Raw genomic sequence first — 17,137 nt, forward strand, 5'->3', positions numbered from 1 at the left:
GCCGTTCTATGCGACTTCGTTCCCGAGTCATCTGTTCTATTTATTGAGGTGCGCTTGCAAGGGCGTCGGGCGAGGCCGTCTCCAAGGGCTACCGGATCGCGTTCGAGCCTTATTCAAAGGGCTTATGAGGGCGTTTCTCGGTTTCCGGCGATGCTATGCGGAACAACCAAAACCCGAATACTCCATTCACACATCTGGTTAACCCGCCCTTTTGACGCCGGAGCCCGAACCGCTACCTTCAGACCGGATCATTTGAGGAAGGTAGGCAAGGCACCGACATGACGGCAAGCGCGATTAACGAGAGCGCGAAGCCACGAGCTTCGGCCGCGCGATAAAACCAGTAAAGGAGACAGGAGAAATCTGATGACAAGCGGAATGACGAGCGCAATGACAAGCGCAATGACAAGCGCAATGACGAGCGGTAAGAGAATTGATATCAAGGCGTTCATCGACGAACGGTCGATCTCGGCCTACCAGTGGCTATTGGTCGCGCTGTGCTTTCTGATCGTGACGGCCGACGGCATGGACGTCGCCATCATGGGATTCATCGCGCCTTCCATCATTCACGACTGGGGCATTTCGCGCCCCGCATTCGGCCTCGTGATGAGTGCGGCGCCGATCGGTCTGGTGATCGGCGCACTGACAGCGGGACCGGCGTCGGATCGCATCGGGCGCAAGTGGGTGCTGATTACGTCGGTGTTTCTATTCGGCATCTTCACGATTGCTACCGCGTTCACGCAAACGCCGACCGCGATGGCGCTGTTGCGACTACTGACCGGCATCGGTCTTGGTGCCGCGATGCCTAACTCGACGACGCTGCTGTCCGAGTACGCACCGCAACGCAAGCGCGCATTGCTGATCACGATCATGTTCACGGGCTTCAACCTCGGCTCGGCGTTGATCGGCTTCGCTGCCGGCTGGCTGATTCCGATTCACGGCTGGCGCTCGGTACTGATTTTCGGCGGTGCGCTGCCGTTGCTGTTGATCCCGTTCCAGATCTGGCTGCTGCCGGAATCGGCCCGTTTGCTGGCCGTGCGTGGCGCATCGCCCAAGCGTATCGGCGCGGTGCTCGGCCGCGTGTGCGGCGCGCGCTTTGCCGGTGACGAAGTGTTCGTTTCGAGCGAACCGCCGCTGCCGACGCGCAAGCCGATCGGTGTGCTGTTCTCGCAAGGCTATGGTTCGATGACGCTCGCGCTGTGGGTCACGTATTTCATGGGCCTGCTCGTGATCTATCTGTTGACCGGCTGGCTGCCCACGCTGATGAAGGACGCGGGTCTCACCGTCACCGCGGCGGCCAACATCACGGCGATGTTCCAGATCGGCGGCACGGTCGGCGCGGTTCTGGTCGGCTGGGTGATGGACAAGGTCCGGCCCGCGCCGGTGATCAGCGCGGCTTACCTGGGCGGTGGTCTGTGCGTGCTCGGGTTGGGCTATATCGGCGCATTGTCTTCATCGCTGGCATTGCTGGTGTTTGCTGCGGGCTTCTGCATGAGCGGCGCGCAAACCGGTCTGAACGCGTATGCGCCAGGCCGCTATCCGACCGTGGCGCGTGCAACTGGCGTGAGCTGGATGCTCGGCATGGGCCGCTTCGGCAGCATCTTCGGCTCGGCGATCGGCGGTGCGCTGCTCGGGTTCGGCTGGGAGTTCGGCGCGATTCTCGCGATGCTCGCGATCCCCGCTACACTGGCCGCGATCGCCATTCTCGCGAGTCAGCGCGTGAGCGCCGGCGAGACGACGGCAAGCCCGAATACCGCGCACTGAGTGACATGGCAAGGAAACGCGGCGCGCGCGAGTTTTGTCGTGGCGCGTCGCTGGTCGAATCAATTTTCTGAGGAGAGACCGTGATTATCGACATTCACGGCCACTACACTACCGCGCCGAAAGCGTTGGAGTCGTGGCGCAACCGCCAGATCGCGGGCATCAATAACCCGTCCGAGATGCCGAAAGCCTCGGAATTGCGGATCAGCGACGACGAGCTGCGCGATTCGATCGAAAGCAACCAGTTGAAGCTGATGCGCGAGCGCGGCCTCGATCTGACGATCTTCAGCCCGCGTGCGAGTTTCATGGCGCATCACATCGGCGACGCGCAGATCTCCAGTACGTGGGCCGCCATCTGCAATGAGTTGTGCTATCGGGTGAGCCAACTCTTTCCCGAGCACTTCGTGCCGGCGGCGATGTTGCCGCAAAGCCCGGGCGTCGACACCGCCACGTGTATTCCGGAACTGGTCAAGTGCGTCGAGCAGTACGGCAACGTGGCGATCAATCTCAATCCCGATCCGTCGGGCGGTCACTGGACCAGCCCGCCGCTGTCGGAACGCTACTGGTATCCGATCTACGAGAAGATGGTCGAATACGATATTCCGGCGATGGTCCACGTGAGCACGAGCTGCAACGCGTGCTTTCACACCACCGGCTCGCACTACCTGAACGCGGATACGACGGCCTTCATGCAGTGCCTGACGTCGGACCTGTTCCGCGATTTTCCGACGCTGCGTTTTGTGATTCCGCACGGCGGCGGCGCGGTGCCCTATCACTGGGGGCGTTTCCGCGGACTCGCACAGGAGCTGAAAAAGCCGTTGCTGAAGGAACATCTGCTCAACAACATTTTCTTCGACACCTGCGTCTATCATCAGCCGGGTATCGATCTGCTCACCCGCGTGATCCCCGTCGACAACATTCTGTTCGCGAGCGAAATGATTGGCGCGGTGCGTGGCATCGATCCCGAGACGGGCCACTATTTCGACGACACGAAACGCTATATCGAAGCGGCGCATGTCGATGCGGAAGAGCGTCACAAGATCTACGAAGGAAATGCGCGGCGAGTCTATCCGCGTCTGGATGCGTTGCTTAAAGCGAAGGGACAGTAATCATGTATGAACTTGGAGTCGTCTATCGCAACATCGCGCGCGCGGACGCGGATGTTGCCGGGAAACTCGGTGCGCTCGGCTCGGCAACCGTGCACGAGGCAATGGGACGCACGGGTCTCTTGAAGCCGTACATGCGGCCGATCTATGTCGGCGCGCGCGCCAGCGGCACCGCGGTCACCGTGCTGCTGCAGCCGGGCGATAACTGGATGCTGCACGTCGCGGCCGAGCAGATCCGGCCGGGCGACGTCGTCGTAGCCGCAGTGACCACGGACTGCACCGATGGCTATTTCGGCGACCTGCTGGCGACGAGCTTCAAGGCGCGCGGCGCTCACGCGTTGATCATCGACGCCGGCGTGCGCGACGTGAGCGTGCTGACGGAGATGAACTTCCCGGTCTGGAGCAAGGCGATTTCCGCGAAAGGCACGGTCAAGGCGACGCTCGGTTCGGTAAACATCCCCGTGGTGTGCGCGGGTGCGCTGGTCACGCCGGGCGATGTTGTCGTCGCGGATGACGACGGCGTCGCGGTGGTGCCCGCGGCGTCGGCGCAATTGGTGCTCGAAAAAGCGGCTGCACGCGAAGCGAACGAAGCCGGGAAGCGCGCGAAGCTGGCCGCTGGCGTGCTGGGTCTGGACATGTACAACATGCGCGGGCCGCTGGAACAGGCCGGATTGCGTTACAAAGACTGAAGAGGGCGGCAAAAGATGGTCAGCGGTCAAACCGTGCGCACGCCGATCACCGGCATCTCGTCGATGGCTACGCGCCAGGTACTGGCCGAACTCGCCGTCGCATACGAACGTTTGGCGGGGCAGCCGGTTGCGATTGAGTCGGTCGGCGGTGTCGATGCGGCGAGGCGTGTTCAGGAAGGCGAAGCATTCGATATCGTCGTGCTGGCGGTGGACGCGCTCGACCGGTTGGCGGCAGCCGGCCGCGTCGATCCGGCAAGCCGGGTGGCACTTGCGCGCTCGGGCATTGCCATTGCGGTGGCGGCAGGGCAACGGCGGCCGGACGTCAGTACCGAAGCGGCGCTGCGCGACGCCATCCTGAGCGCACGCAGCATCGGCTACTCGACGGGTCCTAGCGGAGCGCATCTGAACCGGTTGTTCGAGCGTTGGGGCATAGCGGAAACCATTGCTCCACGCACCGTGCAGGCGCCGCCCGGTGTCCCGGTGGGGGTATTGGTCGCTCGGGGCGAGGTCGCGCTGGGTTTTCAGCAACTGAGCGAATTGATCCACTTGCCGGGCATCGACGTGGTCGGCGCATTGCCGCCCGAGGCGCAATCCATCACCGTCTTTGCGGCCGCGATCTGCGCCGCGACGCCCCAGCGCGAGGCCGCGCAGGCGCTGCTGGCGTTTCTGACGTCGCGCGAAGCCGACGGCGCCAAGTTGGAGAACGGGATGGAGCCCGCTTGATCGCAGTAGAAGGTGGTTCGGGCTTGCGCGAAGTGCGGCCGAAGGGGCGGTTACGCGCCCGTTTGAGCGCTCCATGGCAACGGCTTTCCCTTTGCGCCGCAGGACTTGTGATCTCTATTTGCCGCCTACTCACGCCAGCAGCTTTCCCCACTCGTAGTCGATCCTGTCCGGCGTGAATGGTAATACGCCCGCGCCGGGTGTGAACGTCAGTTCGCCGAAGTAGACCAGGTTATCGGGTGCGTACAGGTCCACGCGGACATAGTCGAAGTCTTCAGAGAGAGCGATCGCGGTGTCCAGTACCGCTTCCAGGTTTGCCGGGCGAGGTGCCGGCGCGGCACTCCGCTTGTAAAAGCCGATCTCGACGTCGAGGTGATTCCAGTTGATGTCGTACACGTCGCCATGCGTCGCGTTTCCGAATCTGTCCGATATCACCAGTATGTAGATGATCGGCGGTCCCTGCCGACCACCAAAACAATGCACCTTGAAGTCTGCCGGTATCTGGCCGCGTGCATCGAGAAGCAGATGCTCGAAGAAGATACGCGGCTCGATGGTGCGATAGTGCCGCTCTCGCGCAATGCTGTAAAAGTCGATTGCCAGCCACTGCTCGGCGCGACGCTGCAGTTCTTCGAACGATGTTTCCGACTTGTTTCTCACCACCTCGACGAAGCTGCTGCCGTGATTCGCCTTCATCACGAATGCACTCGGAAGCGCGTCGAATACTTCGCGTGTGAACACATCCGGCGCTGCGACTAGAGGTATCAGATGCTTCGCCCCTATCTTGCTGGCGATGTATTCGCGAACCAGAAGTTTGTCGGTCAAGCCGATGTAGCGAGGATCCGGCCTGAGACTGCGTTGCAGGATCTTCTCGTTGAAAGTGGCAGGGCGACGCAGATTAGGATAGCGGCCAATACATTTATGATGCAACAGACTCAGGAAAAGAGAGTCGGGCAGAAAGGACTTCGCCGCTTCCTTGAGTCTTCTGATCGTCGAGACGGGGTGCTGAGGCAACCGATACGGATCGGCCAATACGGGTGGCACGTCGACCGGTATATCTTCGGACAACACGACTCCCTGATGCCTTGCAACGGATGCAGCGGCATCCCCGTCGAACTGTGCGGACTTTATCGTTGTCATGTTTCCATCCGTAACTGGCGGCACCGCGAAGCGGTATTGAAAGTCCTAAGGGGCTTCTCGCACAATCTCAGTAGAGGTATTCCAGTTTTCCTCGCGCGCCAGATATCGCTCTTCGGATTCGAAATGTTGCCGGGCGCGAAATTGCGTGGGCGACATCCCATACCGTTCCTTGAACAGTCGCCCCAAACGATTGCCGTCGCCCATGCCACAGCGCCGCGCAATCTTGTCGACAGGCAAATCGGTGTTTCTCAACATCGCGGATACGATCTCGAAGCGTGTACGCAACAGATACTCGAGTGGCGTCATACCGAATTCGCATTTAAAGCGGCGCTGAAAATTGCGCTTGCTCATGGCCGCGGACTCGGCCGCCTGAGCGACTGAGATCGCCTTACTGTAGTTCTCCTTGATCCAGCGTGCCGACTCGCGGACTTTTTCGGTGGTCGTGGTGACGCTTGCATCGTCCAGCTCCGACTTGTTCTGCTCTGTGTAGCCTGTATGCAGAATGCGGCCGATCTTTCGCGCGGTATCTGAACCCAGGTCGCGCTCGATCTGGGAAAGTGCCAGGTCGGTGGGTTTCACACCGCCGCCGTCGCGAGTGCTGCCGCTGTCATCGAATAGAAATATGGGCACAGTCGATTGCAATGGATTCCTGCAGACGACGGCCAGATTCGCGCCTTGCTGCACACGAAACGATGCAATGGACCCCTGAAGCGAGATCCACGAAAGAAAGCGGTCATTGGATTCCGCGGTCTCGGTCGCGTCCCGGCACGCTACGAAGAACGCGTGGAAATCGGCGAGGCTATAACGCGGCAGGCTTTGCGTCCAGATCGAGATGCTGGACGAACTGGTTACCAGCCCCCCCGCATCGGACAACACGGATAGTCGATATGGCGGTTCCTTGCCCCTGGCTTTCTCGAACTCGTTGGCAAGCCGAAATATGTCGCCGATAGCTCCTGTGGTTGCCATCGAACAGTGCTGAAAAACCAGAAGGCCAATGTGTTTCATCGCATTCCGTCCATTCCGACGCTTATTCACGTCCGACGTAAGACAATCGGTGGAAGTCATCAGGCTGAGTTCTCTGCACAGGCTAATCACCCTGAGTAGCGAGATTAACGCATCGAAATTTCCACGACGAACTTGGCTGGCGTTCGCGGGTGTTTTGGCGTAATAGTCATGGCGAGGGAAATTCTTACCTCGCAATGGAAGGCAAAGCGTTCTAATATGTATTCCCGCGAGAAACATTTTCCGTAACTAATACGCAAGGATCTTGTGAATAGCGCTTCCTCCCAGGCGCGCTTTCACTCGATGACACAAGGGCTGCCGAGCGGCAGGTGCACGCGGATAGACAATTTGTGTACATGAATTGCGGAGCCGGTTCGTTACGGCATATGCACTGACCCGTATAACTCTGTTACATTAATTGCAGATAGCAACAAGCCTTTCTGCAATAGCCCTGCATTTGTAATCCCCTCTGCATAATCGGCCATTAACACCCGAATTTATGCCGATGACGAATTGCCGCTTTTTAAGCAGGCTATGCTTCACTGCAGCATCAAGAGAGAAATTGGCGGCCTGAATGAGCCGATTTCCGACTCCGCAACATGCGTATGTGCTTTAACGCGCCATCGCCGTGCTTCGGCGAGGATATGTCCAATTACCGTCCTCCATGGACCGCTGGATTTGTGTCGGGTCGAAGCATTGCGCGAGTAGGCTGACGCGCGATCATGTACCACCGTGCCCGCAGGGGTGCGGTGCTGGCGTTGATCGCGCCGCGGCTGGCGCTCGTGGCGATCGTGACATATGGTTGGATGATCCGGCGTTCTCATACATGAAGATCGACCTTGCCGGGCGAGCGTCTGATTGGCGAAGAGGCCATCACGCCAGACGTGAGCCATTGGATCGCAAGGCGTTCTCTCGAACTACCTGTGCAGTTGGAGGTTGGCATCGTCAATGCCGCGAGCCCCTATTCCTGTTTTATGAAGTAGCGGCAGCCAGTGACCATAACAATCTCAATACATCAGTTTTTCAGGGTCCATTACAGAATAGTTTTTCGTAGCACGAATATCTTGGAGGATTTTTAATTCGTTGAGATCGTGGTGGGGAGAGGGCGTTGCAGCTGAGGTAGTAAAGACGCCGATGATATGTAGTACGCAGCACTGTCATCCGTCGTTCGCGCGGTCCGGAACGCAGCTCTCCGAGCCAATCTAACGCAGCACGTCACGTCGAGGTGCTGCCGGGCAATGCACTTACCCACGTCGTCCGGCGGCGGTTTCAGAACGCGAACTGGTGGTGCAGCAGAGCAGCATCGAATCATTACTCTGCCCATCGAACATGGAAGGATCAAACCGGTGGATTACTACCCTCAGAATTCGCTCTCTGCCAGCACCGAACGTGGCCAACTCAGCGCGCGTGGGATGCTCACGTTGATGCGCGACCACATCTGGGAAATCGTGGTCACGACGGTGGTCGTTCTGACACTGGCTGTGGCATATCTACTTATCGCGACACCGATCTACTCGGCCGATGTCCTCCTGCGCGTGGACCCGCCGGAGCCGAATGCGCTCGGCCTGGCCTTGCAGAATCAGGAAATGCTTGCGCCGCCTGCGCCGGCGCCAGCGACCGAAATGGCCATCATGCATAGCCGCTCGGTGCTCGACCCGGTGATCGACCGGTTCCGCTTCGACGTGTCGGTGACGCCGCACAAGATTCCGGTTCTGGGTGCCATCGCCGAGAAGTTTGCGACTCCCGGTCGGCCGGCGGCGCCGTGGTTTGGGTTGAAGTCCTTTGCGTGGGGTGGCGAGCGTATTCAGATTGGCGCTCTGGATGTGCCGCGAGAACTCGAGGAAGAAAAGCTCACCTTGATCGCCCTCGCAGATGGCGCGTACGAGTTGCGCGGACCGTCGGATCAGTTACTCGTCAGAGGCATAGTGGGCACGCCGGCAATGGACAACGGCGTCTCGATGCTCGTGAAGCAGCTGGAAGCGCGGCCCGGCACGAAATTCGAGGTCATTCGGTGGAATGAACTCGACGCGGTCAAGCGCTTTGAGGACTTGGTCAAGGTTAGCGACAAGGCAAAAGACTCGGGTCTGATGCAGATAGAGTATATGGATAAAAGCGCGGATAAGGCCACGGAAGTCGCCAATGCTGTGGGCCAGCAATACCTGGCCTCTGCCATTACCAGCCGGCAACTCAATGACACGACCACGCTCGCCTTCATTAACGGAGAACTTCCGCGCTTGCTCGCGGACCTCAGGAAAGCCGAGGACAATCTCAAGCATTTCCGCGCGAATGCACAGTCGATGCAACCGACGGCCGAGGCGCAAGCGTATCTTCAGGGCGGCCTCGACCTCGACAGGCAGATTGCGTCCCTGCAACTGCAGCGTACGCAACTCCTCGACCGTTATACCGTTGGCAGCCGCTGGATCCAGAACATCGACACGCAACTGGCACAATTAAAGGACGCGCAAGAGAAATTCAACGGTCATTTCAACGGCATGCCGTCATCCGAGCGTGAAAGCGTCGATCTGCTCCGCGCGCAGAAGGTGGCGGAAACGGTCTATATGGGGATGGTTCAGAAAGCGGAGCAATTGCAGGTTCGGCGCGCCAGTACCACGGGCGGCGCGCATATCGTCGACCGGGCTATCAGGCCTCATCGTCCGGTCAAGCCGCAGCCCGTGCTGGTGCTTGGAGGGGCCTTGATACTCGGGCTCGTCTCCGGCGTCACGCTGGTCTTCATGCGCCGCCATGTGATGACCGGCGTGACCGACCCCAAATACGTCGAGCGCCGCATGAGCGTACCGGTCTTCGGCGAGATCCTGTTCAGCCAGCAGCAGCTGTTGCTCGATCGCCTGTCTGCCGGCGTGGGCCGAAAATTACTACCGGGTCTGGCGGGGCGAAGCAATCTGCCATTCCAGAAAGGCTCGCCCGATATTCAGTTTCACGGTGCGGCGGCCTTGCTCGATGGCGACATCAGCCGGGCTCTGGCTTCACGTTTTCCGCACGATACGTCGGTCGAGGCGCTTCGCAACGTGCGCACCGCGGTGACGCGCGATCTTGCACGCGCGCGCAATCACGTCCTGATGGTCATTGGGCCGACGCCTTCGGCGGGAAAGAGCTTTATTGCCGCAAACCTCGCGATTCTGCATGCGGAGATCGGCACGCGTGTCGTGCTGATCGACGCCGATATGCGGCGCGGACATCTCGCGTCGTTGTTCAACGGCAGCAATCGTGGCGGACTCTCGGAAGTGCTCGCGGAGCGAATGCCTTTGCGCAGCGCATTGCGGCAGACGAGCGTCGAGGGCCTGACGTTCCTGTCCTGTGGCTTGCGTCCGGAGAATCCCGCCGCACTGCTGATGAAACCGCGCTTCAAGGATGTGCTGGAGCGGCTCGCGGGTCAGTTCGATCTGGTGATCATCGACACGCCTCCGTTTCTCGCGGTCACGGACGCTTCCATCATCGCGAGTGAAGCGGGCGCGTCGTTGCTGGTCCTGCGTTCGGGCATGCAGAGCGAGGAGGAGATCGCCGACACGATCAAGAAGATGGAGCGCGCCGAGGGACGCATTGCCGGCGCGGTCTTCAACGGCATCCCGCTGCGGCGAAGTACACGGAATTACGGCTACGCGACGAATTACGCCAGCGATGCCGGCGAGCCGGAAGCAGTGCATTGATCTCGCTCTGGGCTCAGGCAAATGGCAGCCAGCGTAATCTCGTGACGGCGTTAAACGGAGCACCCGATGACCTTTGCAATCAACGGAAAGTTCACTTCCCAGCCCGTCACCGGCGTTCAGCGGGTCGCCTATGAACTCACGAGAGCGATGCAGATGCGCGCGCTCCCTGGTGATGAACTGGAAGTCTTCATGCCGCAAAATGCAATCGAGCCGGGCGCGCTGCTTGCACGCCAGCGGCGTTTTCCGTGGCTGCGCGGCACGCTGTGGGAGCAGATCACGCTGCCGATCGCGGCGCGGGGCATGACGCTCCTGAATCTGTGCAATACCAATCCGCTGTTCAAGCGCGCACAGATCGTGATGGTCCATGACATGTCGATCTACGATGTCCCGCAAGGCTTCTCGAGAAAATTCCGGCTCTGGTACCGGGTTTGCTTCGCATGCCTGCGACGAACCCGGCCGCTGATTCTGACGGTCTCGGCATTCTCGAAGACGCGCATTTGCCATCACCTGAAAATCGATGAATCGCGCGTGACGGTCGTGACGCCCGGCGCGGACCATCTCGACCGGGTCACGTCGAATCCCGCGGTATTGAGCCGTCTTGGACTTGCGAAAGACACTTACTGTGTGATTGTCGGCAGTATCGATCCGCGCAAGAACCTGCAGCGGGCGCTAGAGGCAATCGGCAAGCTCGGACATCTCACCGGAATCAAATTCGTCATTGTGGGCGGTAGAAATCCGCGCATCTTCAATAGCGCCGATGACGGGCCACCGGCATTCTCGAAGCAGGTACTGTGGGCTGGCTTCGTATCGGACGGCGAATTGAAGTCTTTGTACGAGAACGCGGGTTGCCTCGTTTTTCCGTCGTTGTATGAGGGATTCGGACTGCCGCCACTCGAAGCGATGTACTGCGGCTGTCCTGTGATTGCCTCGTCGCGCACGTCGATACCCGAAGCGTGTGGCGACGCCGCGATGTATTGCGATGCGATGTCGGCTGACGACATCGCCGCAAAGATTTCAACAATGATGGGCGACGCAGAACTCAGGGAGCGTCACCGAACGAAGGGCTTGCTTCACGCTCGCGAGTTTCGCTGGGAGTATTCGGCGCAGAAAGTGCTTGAGATTCTCTACGGCCACAGCGGTGAGCGCTTGCCGGACCTGACGCCGCGCGCGTCGGTGAGTTGACGCATGGTTCTGGGCAGGCAAATGCATCGCGTCGAAAACGGTGCCGGCCGACGGCGAGCACTGCGCATACTCGCGGCGCTCGCGGGCGCGACGATACCTCTGGTGCGTACGCAGAGCGCGCTCGCGGCGGTATCCGATGCGCGCAAACATCGCGCGACTGCTCGCCGGATTACCGACCTGATCGGCTCGAACGGCTGGCCCGGATCGGCCAGCGATATTCAGATGTGGCACGCGATGGGCATCAGTTGGGGACGCGATTCGGTGGGACCTGGCCAGCAGTACGGACCGGGAGACGCGATGCGCATCGACAAGACCGGCCCCACATTCAATAGCGATCTGCCGTCGGTCCTGATTCGAAATGATCGCAACGGAATCGGCTCGTTGCTGCTGCTCGCATACACGCCGAAGTGGAATGCGAGCGTGCCGGGAGATTCAAAGTCGGCGCCTGTCGACGAGAAGGCGTGGACGCGCTACGTCGACGCGGTGGTTCGCAAGTATTCGACGCCGCCGTTCAACCTGCGTTATTTCCAGATCTGGAACGAGGCGGCCGGCAAGTTGTCCGGTGGTTCGCCGCAGGCCTCGTTCTGGCACGGCCCGGACTTCAGTTCGGACCGCAAGCGCGCGAAGCCCTACGAGCGGGCGATGCAGGATTACGTCGAGCGGATTCATATTCCGGCGGCACGAATTATCCGCGGTTACCACGCGTATGTCGTGTACGGCGGCTGGCCGGATCAGGGCGGGCTCTCCAACTTCAAGCGATGGCTGGAGTACAGGAGCCCGGTGTTGGATGAACGCATGCTGGACTGGGTCGATTACCTCGACACGCATTACCTTCCTGTCGCCGATCTGGATCCTTTGTATGAGCAGTACGTGAAGAACGGTCCTGCACGCGGAATCTGGCAAACGGAAATAGGTGACACGTACATGAAAGATCCGCACTACCTGCCGCGCTATTTCTTCGACTTCGCCGTGTGGGCATTGGATAGAAACTGGAACGACCAGGACAAGTATCTGTCCATGATCTATCACTGGGATGGCTATGAGCCATTCCGGCTTACGCATCGGGGTCCGCCTGAGCGGACTTACAACGTATCCGGTCAAAGCCTGGTCGTACTGCATCGAACCGTCGATGGACCGCTCGCCAGCTTGTCGAAGCCGTTGCAGTTCAGTCCAGGCGCCGCAGGAACCGGCTTGTTTTCCGGCAGCGACATCGTGATGCAGGTCAGGGCGGACCCGGGTTGGCAGACGGTCGGCTTGCCGGGGCTTGGGCCGCCTTCGTCGTCGCGTGTTACCCGGGTCGAGTTTATCGATGCACTGACCGGCGAAGCGGGCGCCCGCGACGACGTTGCGTTGACGTGGGACGACCAGCGGCTGAAAGTTCGATTCAAGGTGCCGGATCGGGTCAACGGCGCTGGCAACAATCCGCCGAAGCACCTCGCTTATGTAGTTCTGCGTCGTGCCACGTAGCCATACGATCAGGCAAGGCTATGCCCGATCCAGTTGAAGTGTCGTGTTTGCCACGTGTGTCGTCAGTTTTACGGTCATCGGATTTCGCTTGATCGAACTTTTGGATACCGTCGAGAAATCATGAACCACGTTACCGTTGCGATTTGCAATTACAACTACGCGCGCTATCTGGTCGAGGCGATCGACTCGGCGCTTGCTCAGGACTATCCAGGAACGGAGGTGCTCGTCATCGACGACGGTTCGACCGACGGCTCGCGAGCGGTCATTGAACAGTACGGCACGCGTATTTCATCCGTCTTCAAGACGAACGGCGGCCAGGTCTCCGCGTATAACCATGCGATCGGCGTGCTTGAAACGGACTATGTAATCTTCCTCGATTCCGACGACATTCTCTATCCGAGCGCGGTCTCCGAAGTGATGCGCCTGTTCGCGGAGGGAAACTGGGCGAAGGTGCAATTCCGCCTCGACGTGATGGACTGCGACAGCGTGCTAACCGGCACCCATGTACCCCATAGCGAACCACCACACGACTGCGGAAAGCTGTTGCTGAGCGGCTGGCTTTATCCCTCGCCGCCCGCGTCGGGCAATGCATATCGTGTGAGTGCCCTGAGGCGCTTCTTTCCCATACCGGAGGAAGGCATCAACCGCTACGGCGCGGACTTCTACGCGATCTACGGTGCGGCATTGACGGGGCCTATTGCCACGGTGCCGAAATCGCTCGGCGGCTATCGTGTGCATAACGCACACAGCGAGACGGTCTCGTTCGCCAATTCGGAGCAGCTCAACAAAGCGCCGAAAGTCTTCAACCTGCGCTGGGCGATACTCAGGGATATCGCCCGCACTCGGTTGCAGATAGAACTGCCGCCAGTCTTTTACGACTTTTCTCACGAAAGGGCCACGTTCTGTTCGAGCGTCTATCGCGCGACCCTGCCGACACGCTGGCGCTGGATGACGCGAAACTCCCACACCTATTTGCATACGATCATCGCGAACCCGTTCTGGGGTGTGAAGAAGAAACTCGGCACGCTCGTGCTGTCGAGTTTGTGCCTCGTGCCTTATTCGCCGCTGTCCGACTTCGTCGTGCGTTATATCTCCAACCCGCTTGCCCGCCGCCGCGCGGCTGGGCGCTGAAGTCCGGAACGCGCGAGAAAGGGGGCAGTATGGATAGACGAGCGGGCGCCAACGTTATTGCGTTTGTCTACGGCGGTTATTTGATGAGGTACATCTATCTCATCATCGTCGTGCCGTTCTACGGCAGGGTTCTCGGCGTCGCCGAGTACGGCCGGGTATTGGCGTCGATGTCGCTGATGAACGTGATATGGATGGTCGCCGGTTATGGATTCACGTTCGTCGGCATGCGCGAGGTGTCGAAGGCGCAATCGGCGGCGGAGTGCAACTCCATCTACTCGTTGCAAGTGAGCGCACGCCTTGTGATGGGATTGCTGGGTGGCAGTATCGGCGTCGTCGCGACGATGAGTTCGCCGGTCCTGTCGGAGCGGCCGATGATCGGTTTGCTCGCCACGCTGCTGGGTATCGTGTCGGCGATGAATCTGGGCTGGCTTTTCCAGGGGCGCCAGCACTTTCGAACCCCGATCATGATCGAGGTGTTCGGTTTCGCGCTGAGTCTCGTGCTGGTTCTGAATCTGGTCAATGGGCCCGACGACGCCGTGTGGGTGCTGGCGAGTCTGCTGATCGCGGGCGTGGCGTCCTCGATCATTTCGTACGGTCTGACGACCTGGCAACTGGGCTTGCCGCGTCTCAGGTTTGCAGGCGTCGTGCCTCTCGTGCGAGGCTCGACGATGCTGTTTTGCTACTCGTCGGGCTCGGTCGTGCTCACGGCGTCGTCGACTTATCTGTTGACGCTGCTGTCCACGCCCGCCCAGGTGGGCTACTTCGGCGCGGCCGAACGTTTCGCGACGATCGGGCTCAGTCTGATGGGGCCGGCGTCGCAGGTGTTCATTCCCACGATATCGCGGCAGCTCGCGCTCGGCGACAAAGAGGGTGCGCATGTCACGACCCGGCGAGGCGCCACCTTGTTGATCGGCTATGGACTCCTGGCGTTTTGTGGCGCGCTCACGCTTTCGCCATTTGTGCTGCCGCTGATTCTGGGGCCCGCATTTGAACCGAGTGCGCACGTATTGCAGATCTTCGCATGGATGTTCCCCTTCGCCGCTTTTAACCAGTTTGTCGCGTTCTATGTATTCGTGCCGCGAAAGAAAGACAAGCTGCTTGCCGTGACGGGTGTGGTTTCCGGATTGATCAATGTGATGACGGCCCTTTTTCTTGCTTCTCGATACGGTGCGGTAGGGATGGCCTCTGCTCGGGTGATCGGCGAAGCAGCGCTGGCTGTGATGCTGATGGGCATCATGATCCGCCTTGAGTTGATCAATCTGTTGCCGGGCGCCGAGCGGGCGTTTGGCATGGTTCGAATGGCGTGCGGCTTTCGGCCTCAGGCAGGCGCCGCCAAGGATGAATGAAGCAGGACCTCGCACGCGGAGGTCCCGGTTGCTATCTCACAGGAGGTCGAAGTGAAAGTCGCTATTGTTCACGATTGGTTGGTGGTCTCGGGCGGCGCGGAGAAGGTGTTGAAAAATATCATCGAGTGCTTCCCGAACGCGGACATCTTCACGATTGTCGATTTTCTGGAAGACCGCGACTGCGTGAAGGGAAAGACTGTCCATACGTCGTTCATTCAGAGAATGCCTTTTGCCCGGCGGCGCTACCGCGCCTACCTGCCGCTCATGCCGATCGCGATCGAACAGGTCGATCTGTCCGGCTATGACCTCGTCATTTCCAGCTCGCATGCGGTGGCGAAGGGCGTACTGACCGGGCCGAACCAGGTCCACGTCAGTTACGTTCATTCGCCCATTCGCTATGCGTGGGACTTGCAGCATCAGTATCTCAGGGAGTCTCACCTGAGTACCGGCATCAAGTCCGCGATGGCCCGCGTGCTGCTCCATTACATTCGCGGATGGGATTCGCGCTCGGCCAACGGCGTCGATCACCTGGTCGCGAATTCGCAGTTCATTGCGCGGCGGATCAGGAAGGCCTATCAACGCGACGCAACCGTCATTTATCCGCCGGTCGACCTCGCCAGCATGACGGTGTGTACCCAGAAGGACGACTTCTACGTGACGGCGTCGCGGATGGTGCCGTACAAGCGCATCGATCTGATCGTGCAAGCGTTTTCGCAAACGCCCGAGCGGCGGCTCGTGGTGATCGGCGATGGCCCTGAGATGAAGAAGATCAAATCTTGCGCGGGAGAAAACGTCACGATTCTTGGTCATCAACCATGGGAAGTTCTCGTCGATCATTTACGGCGCGCCCGCGCGTTCGTGTTTGCGGCGGAAGAAGACTTCGGTATCTCGGTGGTGGAAGCGCAGGCATGCGGAACGCCGGTGATCGCATTCGGCCGGGGCGGCGCGCTTGAAACGGTCGTCGGGTTGCCGCTCGATCGGCCAACAGGCGTGTTCTTTGGCGAGCAGACACTGGAGTCGTTGCTGGAAGCGGTCGGCCGCTTTGAAAACAATGCTGGTTTGTTCGACCCCCGGCAATGCCGCCGGAATGCCGAGCGCTTTTCAACGGAGAACTTCAAGGCGGCACTGACGGATTTCATCGAGTCCCGGCTTCCGTACGCCTGCGTCGAGCAGTTTCTTCCGTATCCGGTCAGAGACCCGCAGTCCGTCGACGAACGTCATCTGGCCGACGTGGCATCGTAAGACTGGAGGCGATAGCGAATCCGCCCCAGCACGGCCATGACGGATGGCACGTGTTTGCGAATTTGCGGCGAACGTGTTTCGATCAGATGTTGAAGCGGCGCCTTGTGACCATAGGCGAGCGTGGAGACTAGCAGAAGGCTTAGCGTGGGCCAGATGGCTCCGAATCGTTCGGGCTCGACGTGGACGACCGCCCGCAAGAAAACTAGCGCCATGAGCGCGCCAAGCAGCCAGCCGGAAATGACTTCGGGCAGCGTATGTGAATGATCGACGAGGCGGGAAAAACCAGTCAGCGCTCCGATCACCATGCCCGCGACGATGCCCGGCAGCATCGGCTGCCGCCACCACTTCAGCAAGAGCGCAATGGCGGCCATCCAGATGGACGTCGACAGCATGGTGTGACCGCTAATGACGCGGAAATCATCGGCCGGAATGGCTATTCCCCAACTGGCATAGACGATCTTGGTTGCGCCCACGAGCGCGGCGCCAACGGCGAGTACGCCGATCAGGCGAAGTGCCAGACGCACATTGAATAGCGCAATCCAGCCGGCGCAAATAGCCGCCACGGGCAACGTGATGGCGGCGTCGCCCAGGTTGGTGAACACAGTCCACATAGGGTCCTCTCGTTGTCGCTTTCTGACTGCCGCGTGGCTGAAAAGAGCGCCTCCCGCGGGCAGATTGGTTGAGTGCGGCCG

The 17,137-nt window shown here is 59.9% G+C and carries 13 protein-coding genes; 10 read left to right on the top strand and 3 right to left on the bottom strand.

Annotated features, from left to right (window positions below; all coding sequences use genetic code 11):
* Window positions 1-411: 411 nt before the first annotated feature.
* From B0G69_RS21440 to B0G69_RS21455, 4 genes are all read left to right on the top strand, one after another.
* Window positions 412-1,761, top strand: coding sequence for an aromatic acid/H+ symport family MFS transporter (locus B0G69_RS21440; RefSeq protein WP_121323803.1), 1,350 nt, complete (start codon window positions 412-414; stop codon window positions 1,759-1,761).
* An 80-nt stretch (window positions 1,762-1,841) separates the two neighbouring features.
* The gene (locus B0G69_RS21445; protein ID WP_121320801.1) at window positions 1,842-2,867 is read left to right on the top strand and encodes an amidohydrolase family protein; all 1,026 of its coding nucleotides are present in this window, start codon (window positions 1,842-1,844) and stop codon (window positions 2,865-2,867) included.
* 2 nt (window positions 2,868-2,869) lie between these two features.
* Window positions 2,870-3,553, top strand: coding sequence for a 4-carboxy-4-hydroxy-2-oxoadipate aldolase/oxaloacetate decarboxylase (gene ligK, locus B0G69_RS21450; protein WP_121320803.1), 684 nt, complete (start codon window positions 2,870-2,872; stop codon window positions 3,551-3,553).
* Window positions 3,554-3,568: 15 nt separating this feature from the next.
* On the top strand, window positions 3,569-4,276 hold the full coding sequence (locus tag B0G69_RS21455; RefSeq protein ID WP_121320805.1) for a molybdate ABC transporter substrate-binding protein: 708 nt from the start codon (window positions 3,569-3,571) through the stop codon (window positions 4,274-4,276).
* 129 nt (window positions 4,277-4,405) lie between these two features.
* Here B0G69_RS21455 and B0G69_RS21460 read toward each other — a convergent pair whose 3' ends face one another.
* Both B0G69_RS21460 and B0G69_RS21465 read right to left on the bottom strand, forming a co-directional pair.
* The gene (locus tag B0G69_RS21460; protein WP_121320807.1) at window positions 4,406-5,410 is read right to left on the bottom strand and encodes an ATP-grasp fold amidoligase family protein; all 1,005 of its coding nucleotides are present in this window, start codon (window positions 5,408-5,410) and stop codon (window positions 4,406-4,408) included.
* Between the two features lie 45 nt (window positions 5,411-5,455).
* Window positions 5,456-6,376 carry a helix-turn-helix domain-containing protein gene (locus tag B0G69_RS21465; RefSeq protein ID WP_199731390.1) on the bottom strand — a complete coding sequence of 307 codons (921 nt, stop codon included), beginning with the start codon at window positions 6,374-6,376 and terminating at the stop codon, window positions 5,456-5,458.
* A 1,382-nt stretch (window positions 6,377-7,758) separates the two neighbouring features.
* On the opposite strand from B0G69_RS21465, the gene B0G69_RS21470 reads away from it, so the two are divergent.
* The 6 genes from B0G69_RS21470 (at window position 7,759) to B0G69_RS21495 (ending at window position 16,445) form a co-directional block, all read left to right on the top strand.
* Window positions 7,759-10,077: a polysaccharide biosynthesis tyrosine autokinase gene (locus tag B0G69_RS21470; RefSeq protein WP_199731310.1), complete on the top strand. Its 2,319-nt coding sequence runs from the start codon at window positions 7,759-7,761 to the stop codon at window positions 10,075-10,077.
* Between the two features lie 66 nt (window positions 10,078-10,143).
* On the top strand, window positions 10,144-11,259 hold the full coding sequence (locus B0G69_RS21475) for a glycosyltransferase family 1 protein (protein WP_121320810.1): 1,116 nt from the start codon (window positions 10,144-10,146) through the stop codon (window positions 11,257-11,259).
* 21 nt (window positions 11,260-11,280) lie between these two features.
* Complete coding sequence (locus tag B0G69_RS21480; RefSeq protein WP_199731311.1) at window positions 11,281-12,726, top strand: hypothetical protein; 1,446 nt, start codon at window positions 11,281-11,283, stop codon at window positions 12,724-12,726.
* Between the two features lie 120 nt (window positions 12,727-12,846).
* Window positions 12,847-13,857 carry a glycosyltransferase family 2 protein gene (locus tag B0G69_RS21485; RefSeq protein WP_121320812.1) on the top strand — a complete coding sequence of 337 codons (1,011 nt, stop codon included), beginning with the start codon at window positions 12,847-12,849 and terminating at the stop codon, window positions 13,855-13,857.
* Between the two features lie 29 nt (window positions 13,858-13,886).
* Window positions 13,887-15,203 carry an oligosaccharide flippase family protein gene (locus tag B0G69_RS21490; protein ID WP_121320814.1) on the top strand — a complete coding sequence of 439 codons (1,317 nt, stop codon included), beginning with the start codon at window positions 13,887-13,889 and terminating at the stop codon, window positions 15,201-15,203.
* Between the two features lie 51 nt (window positions 15,204-15,254).
* A complete protein-coding gene (locus B0G69_RS21495; RefSeq protein WP_121320815.1) occupies window positions 15,255-16,445 on the top strand; it encodes a glycosyltransferase family 4 protein in 1,191 nt (396 codons plus the stop codon).
* Here B0G69_RS21495 and B0G69_RS21500 read toward each other — a convergent pair.
* On the bottom strand, window positions 16,421-17,056 hold the full coding sequence (locus B0G69_RS21500; protein ID WP_121320817.1) for a phosphatase PAP2 family protein: 636 nt from the start codon (window positions 17,054-17,056) through the stop codon (window positions 16,421-16,423). The genes B0G69_RS21495 and B0G69_RS21500 overlap by 25 nt on opposite strands.
* Window positions 17,057-17,137: the final 81 nt, after the last annotated feature.

The sequence above is a fragment of the Paraburkholderia sp. RAU2J genome, assembly GCF_003634845.1.
Lineage (GTDB): Bacteria > Pseudomonadota > Gammaproteobacteria > Burkholderiales > Burkholderiaceae > Paraburkholderia > Paraburkholderia fynbosensis.

Coding starts and splice junctions, on each gene's coding strand:
- B0G69_RS21460 (WP_121320807.1), bottom strand. CDS start 5,410: ATGACAACGATAAAGTCCGCACAGTTCGACGGGGATGCCGCTGCATCC.
- ligK (WP_121320803.1), top strand. CDS start 2,870: ATGTATGAACTTGGAGTCGTCTATCGCAACATCGCGCGCGCGGACGCG.
- B0G69_RS21475 (WP_121320810.1), top strand. CDS start 10,144: ATGACCTTTGCAATCAACGGAAAGTTCACTTCCCAGCCCGTCACCGGC.
- B0G69_RS21485 (WP_121320812.1), top strand. CDS start 12,847: ATGAACCACGTTACCGTTGCGATTTGCAATTACAACTACGCGCGCTAT.
- B0G69_RS21490 (WP_121320814.1), top strand. CDS start 13,887: ATGGATAGACGAGCGGGCGCCAACGTTATTGCGTTTGTCTACGGCGGT.
- B0G69_RS21465 (WP_199731390.1), bottom strand. CDS start 6,376: ATGGCAACCACAGGAGCTATCGGCGACATATTTCGGCTTGCCAACGAG.
- B0G69_RS21500 (WP_121320817.1), bottom strand. CDS start 17,056: ATGTGGACTGTGTTCACCAACCTGGGCGACGCCGCCATCACGTTGCCC.
- B0G69_RS21455 (WP_121320805.1), top strand. CDS start 3,569: ATGGTCAGCGGTCAAACCGTGCGCACGCCGATCACCGGCATCTCGTCG.
- B0G69_RS21480 (WP_199731311.1), top strand. CDS start 11,281: ATGCATCGCGTCGAAAACGGTGCCGGCCGACGGCGAGCACTGCGCATA.
- B0G69_RS21440 (WP_121323803.1), top strand. CDS start 412: ATGACGAGCGGTAAGAGAATTGATATCAAGGCGTTCATCGACGAACGG.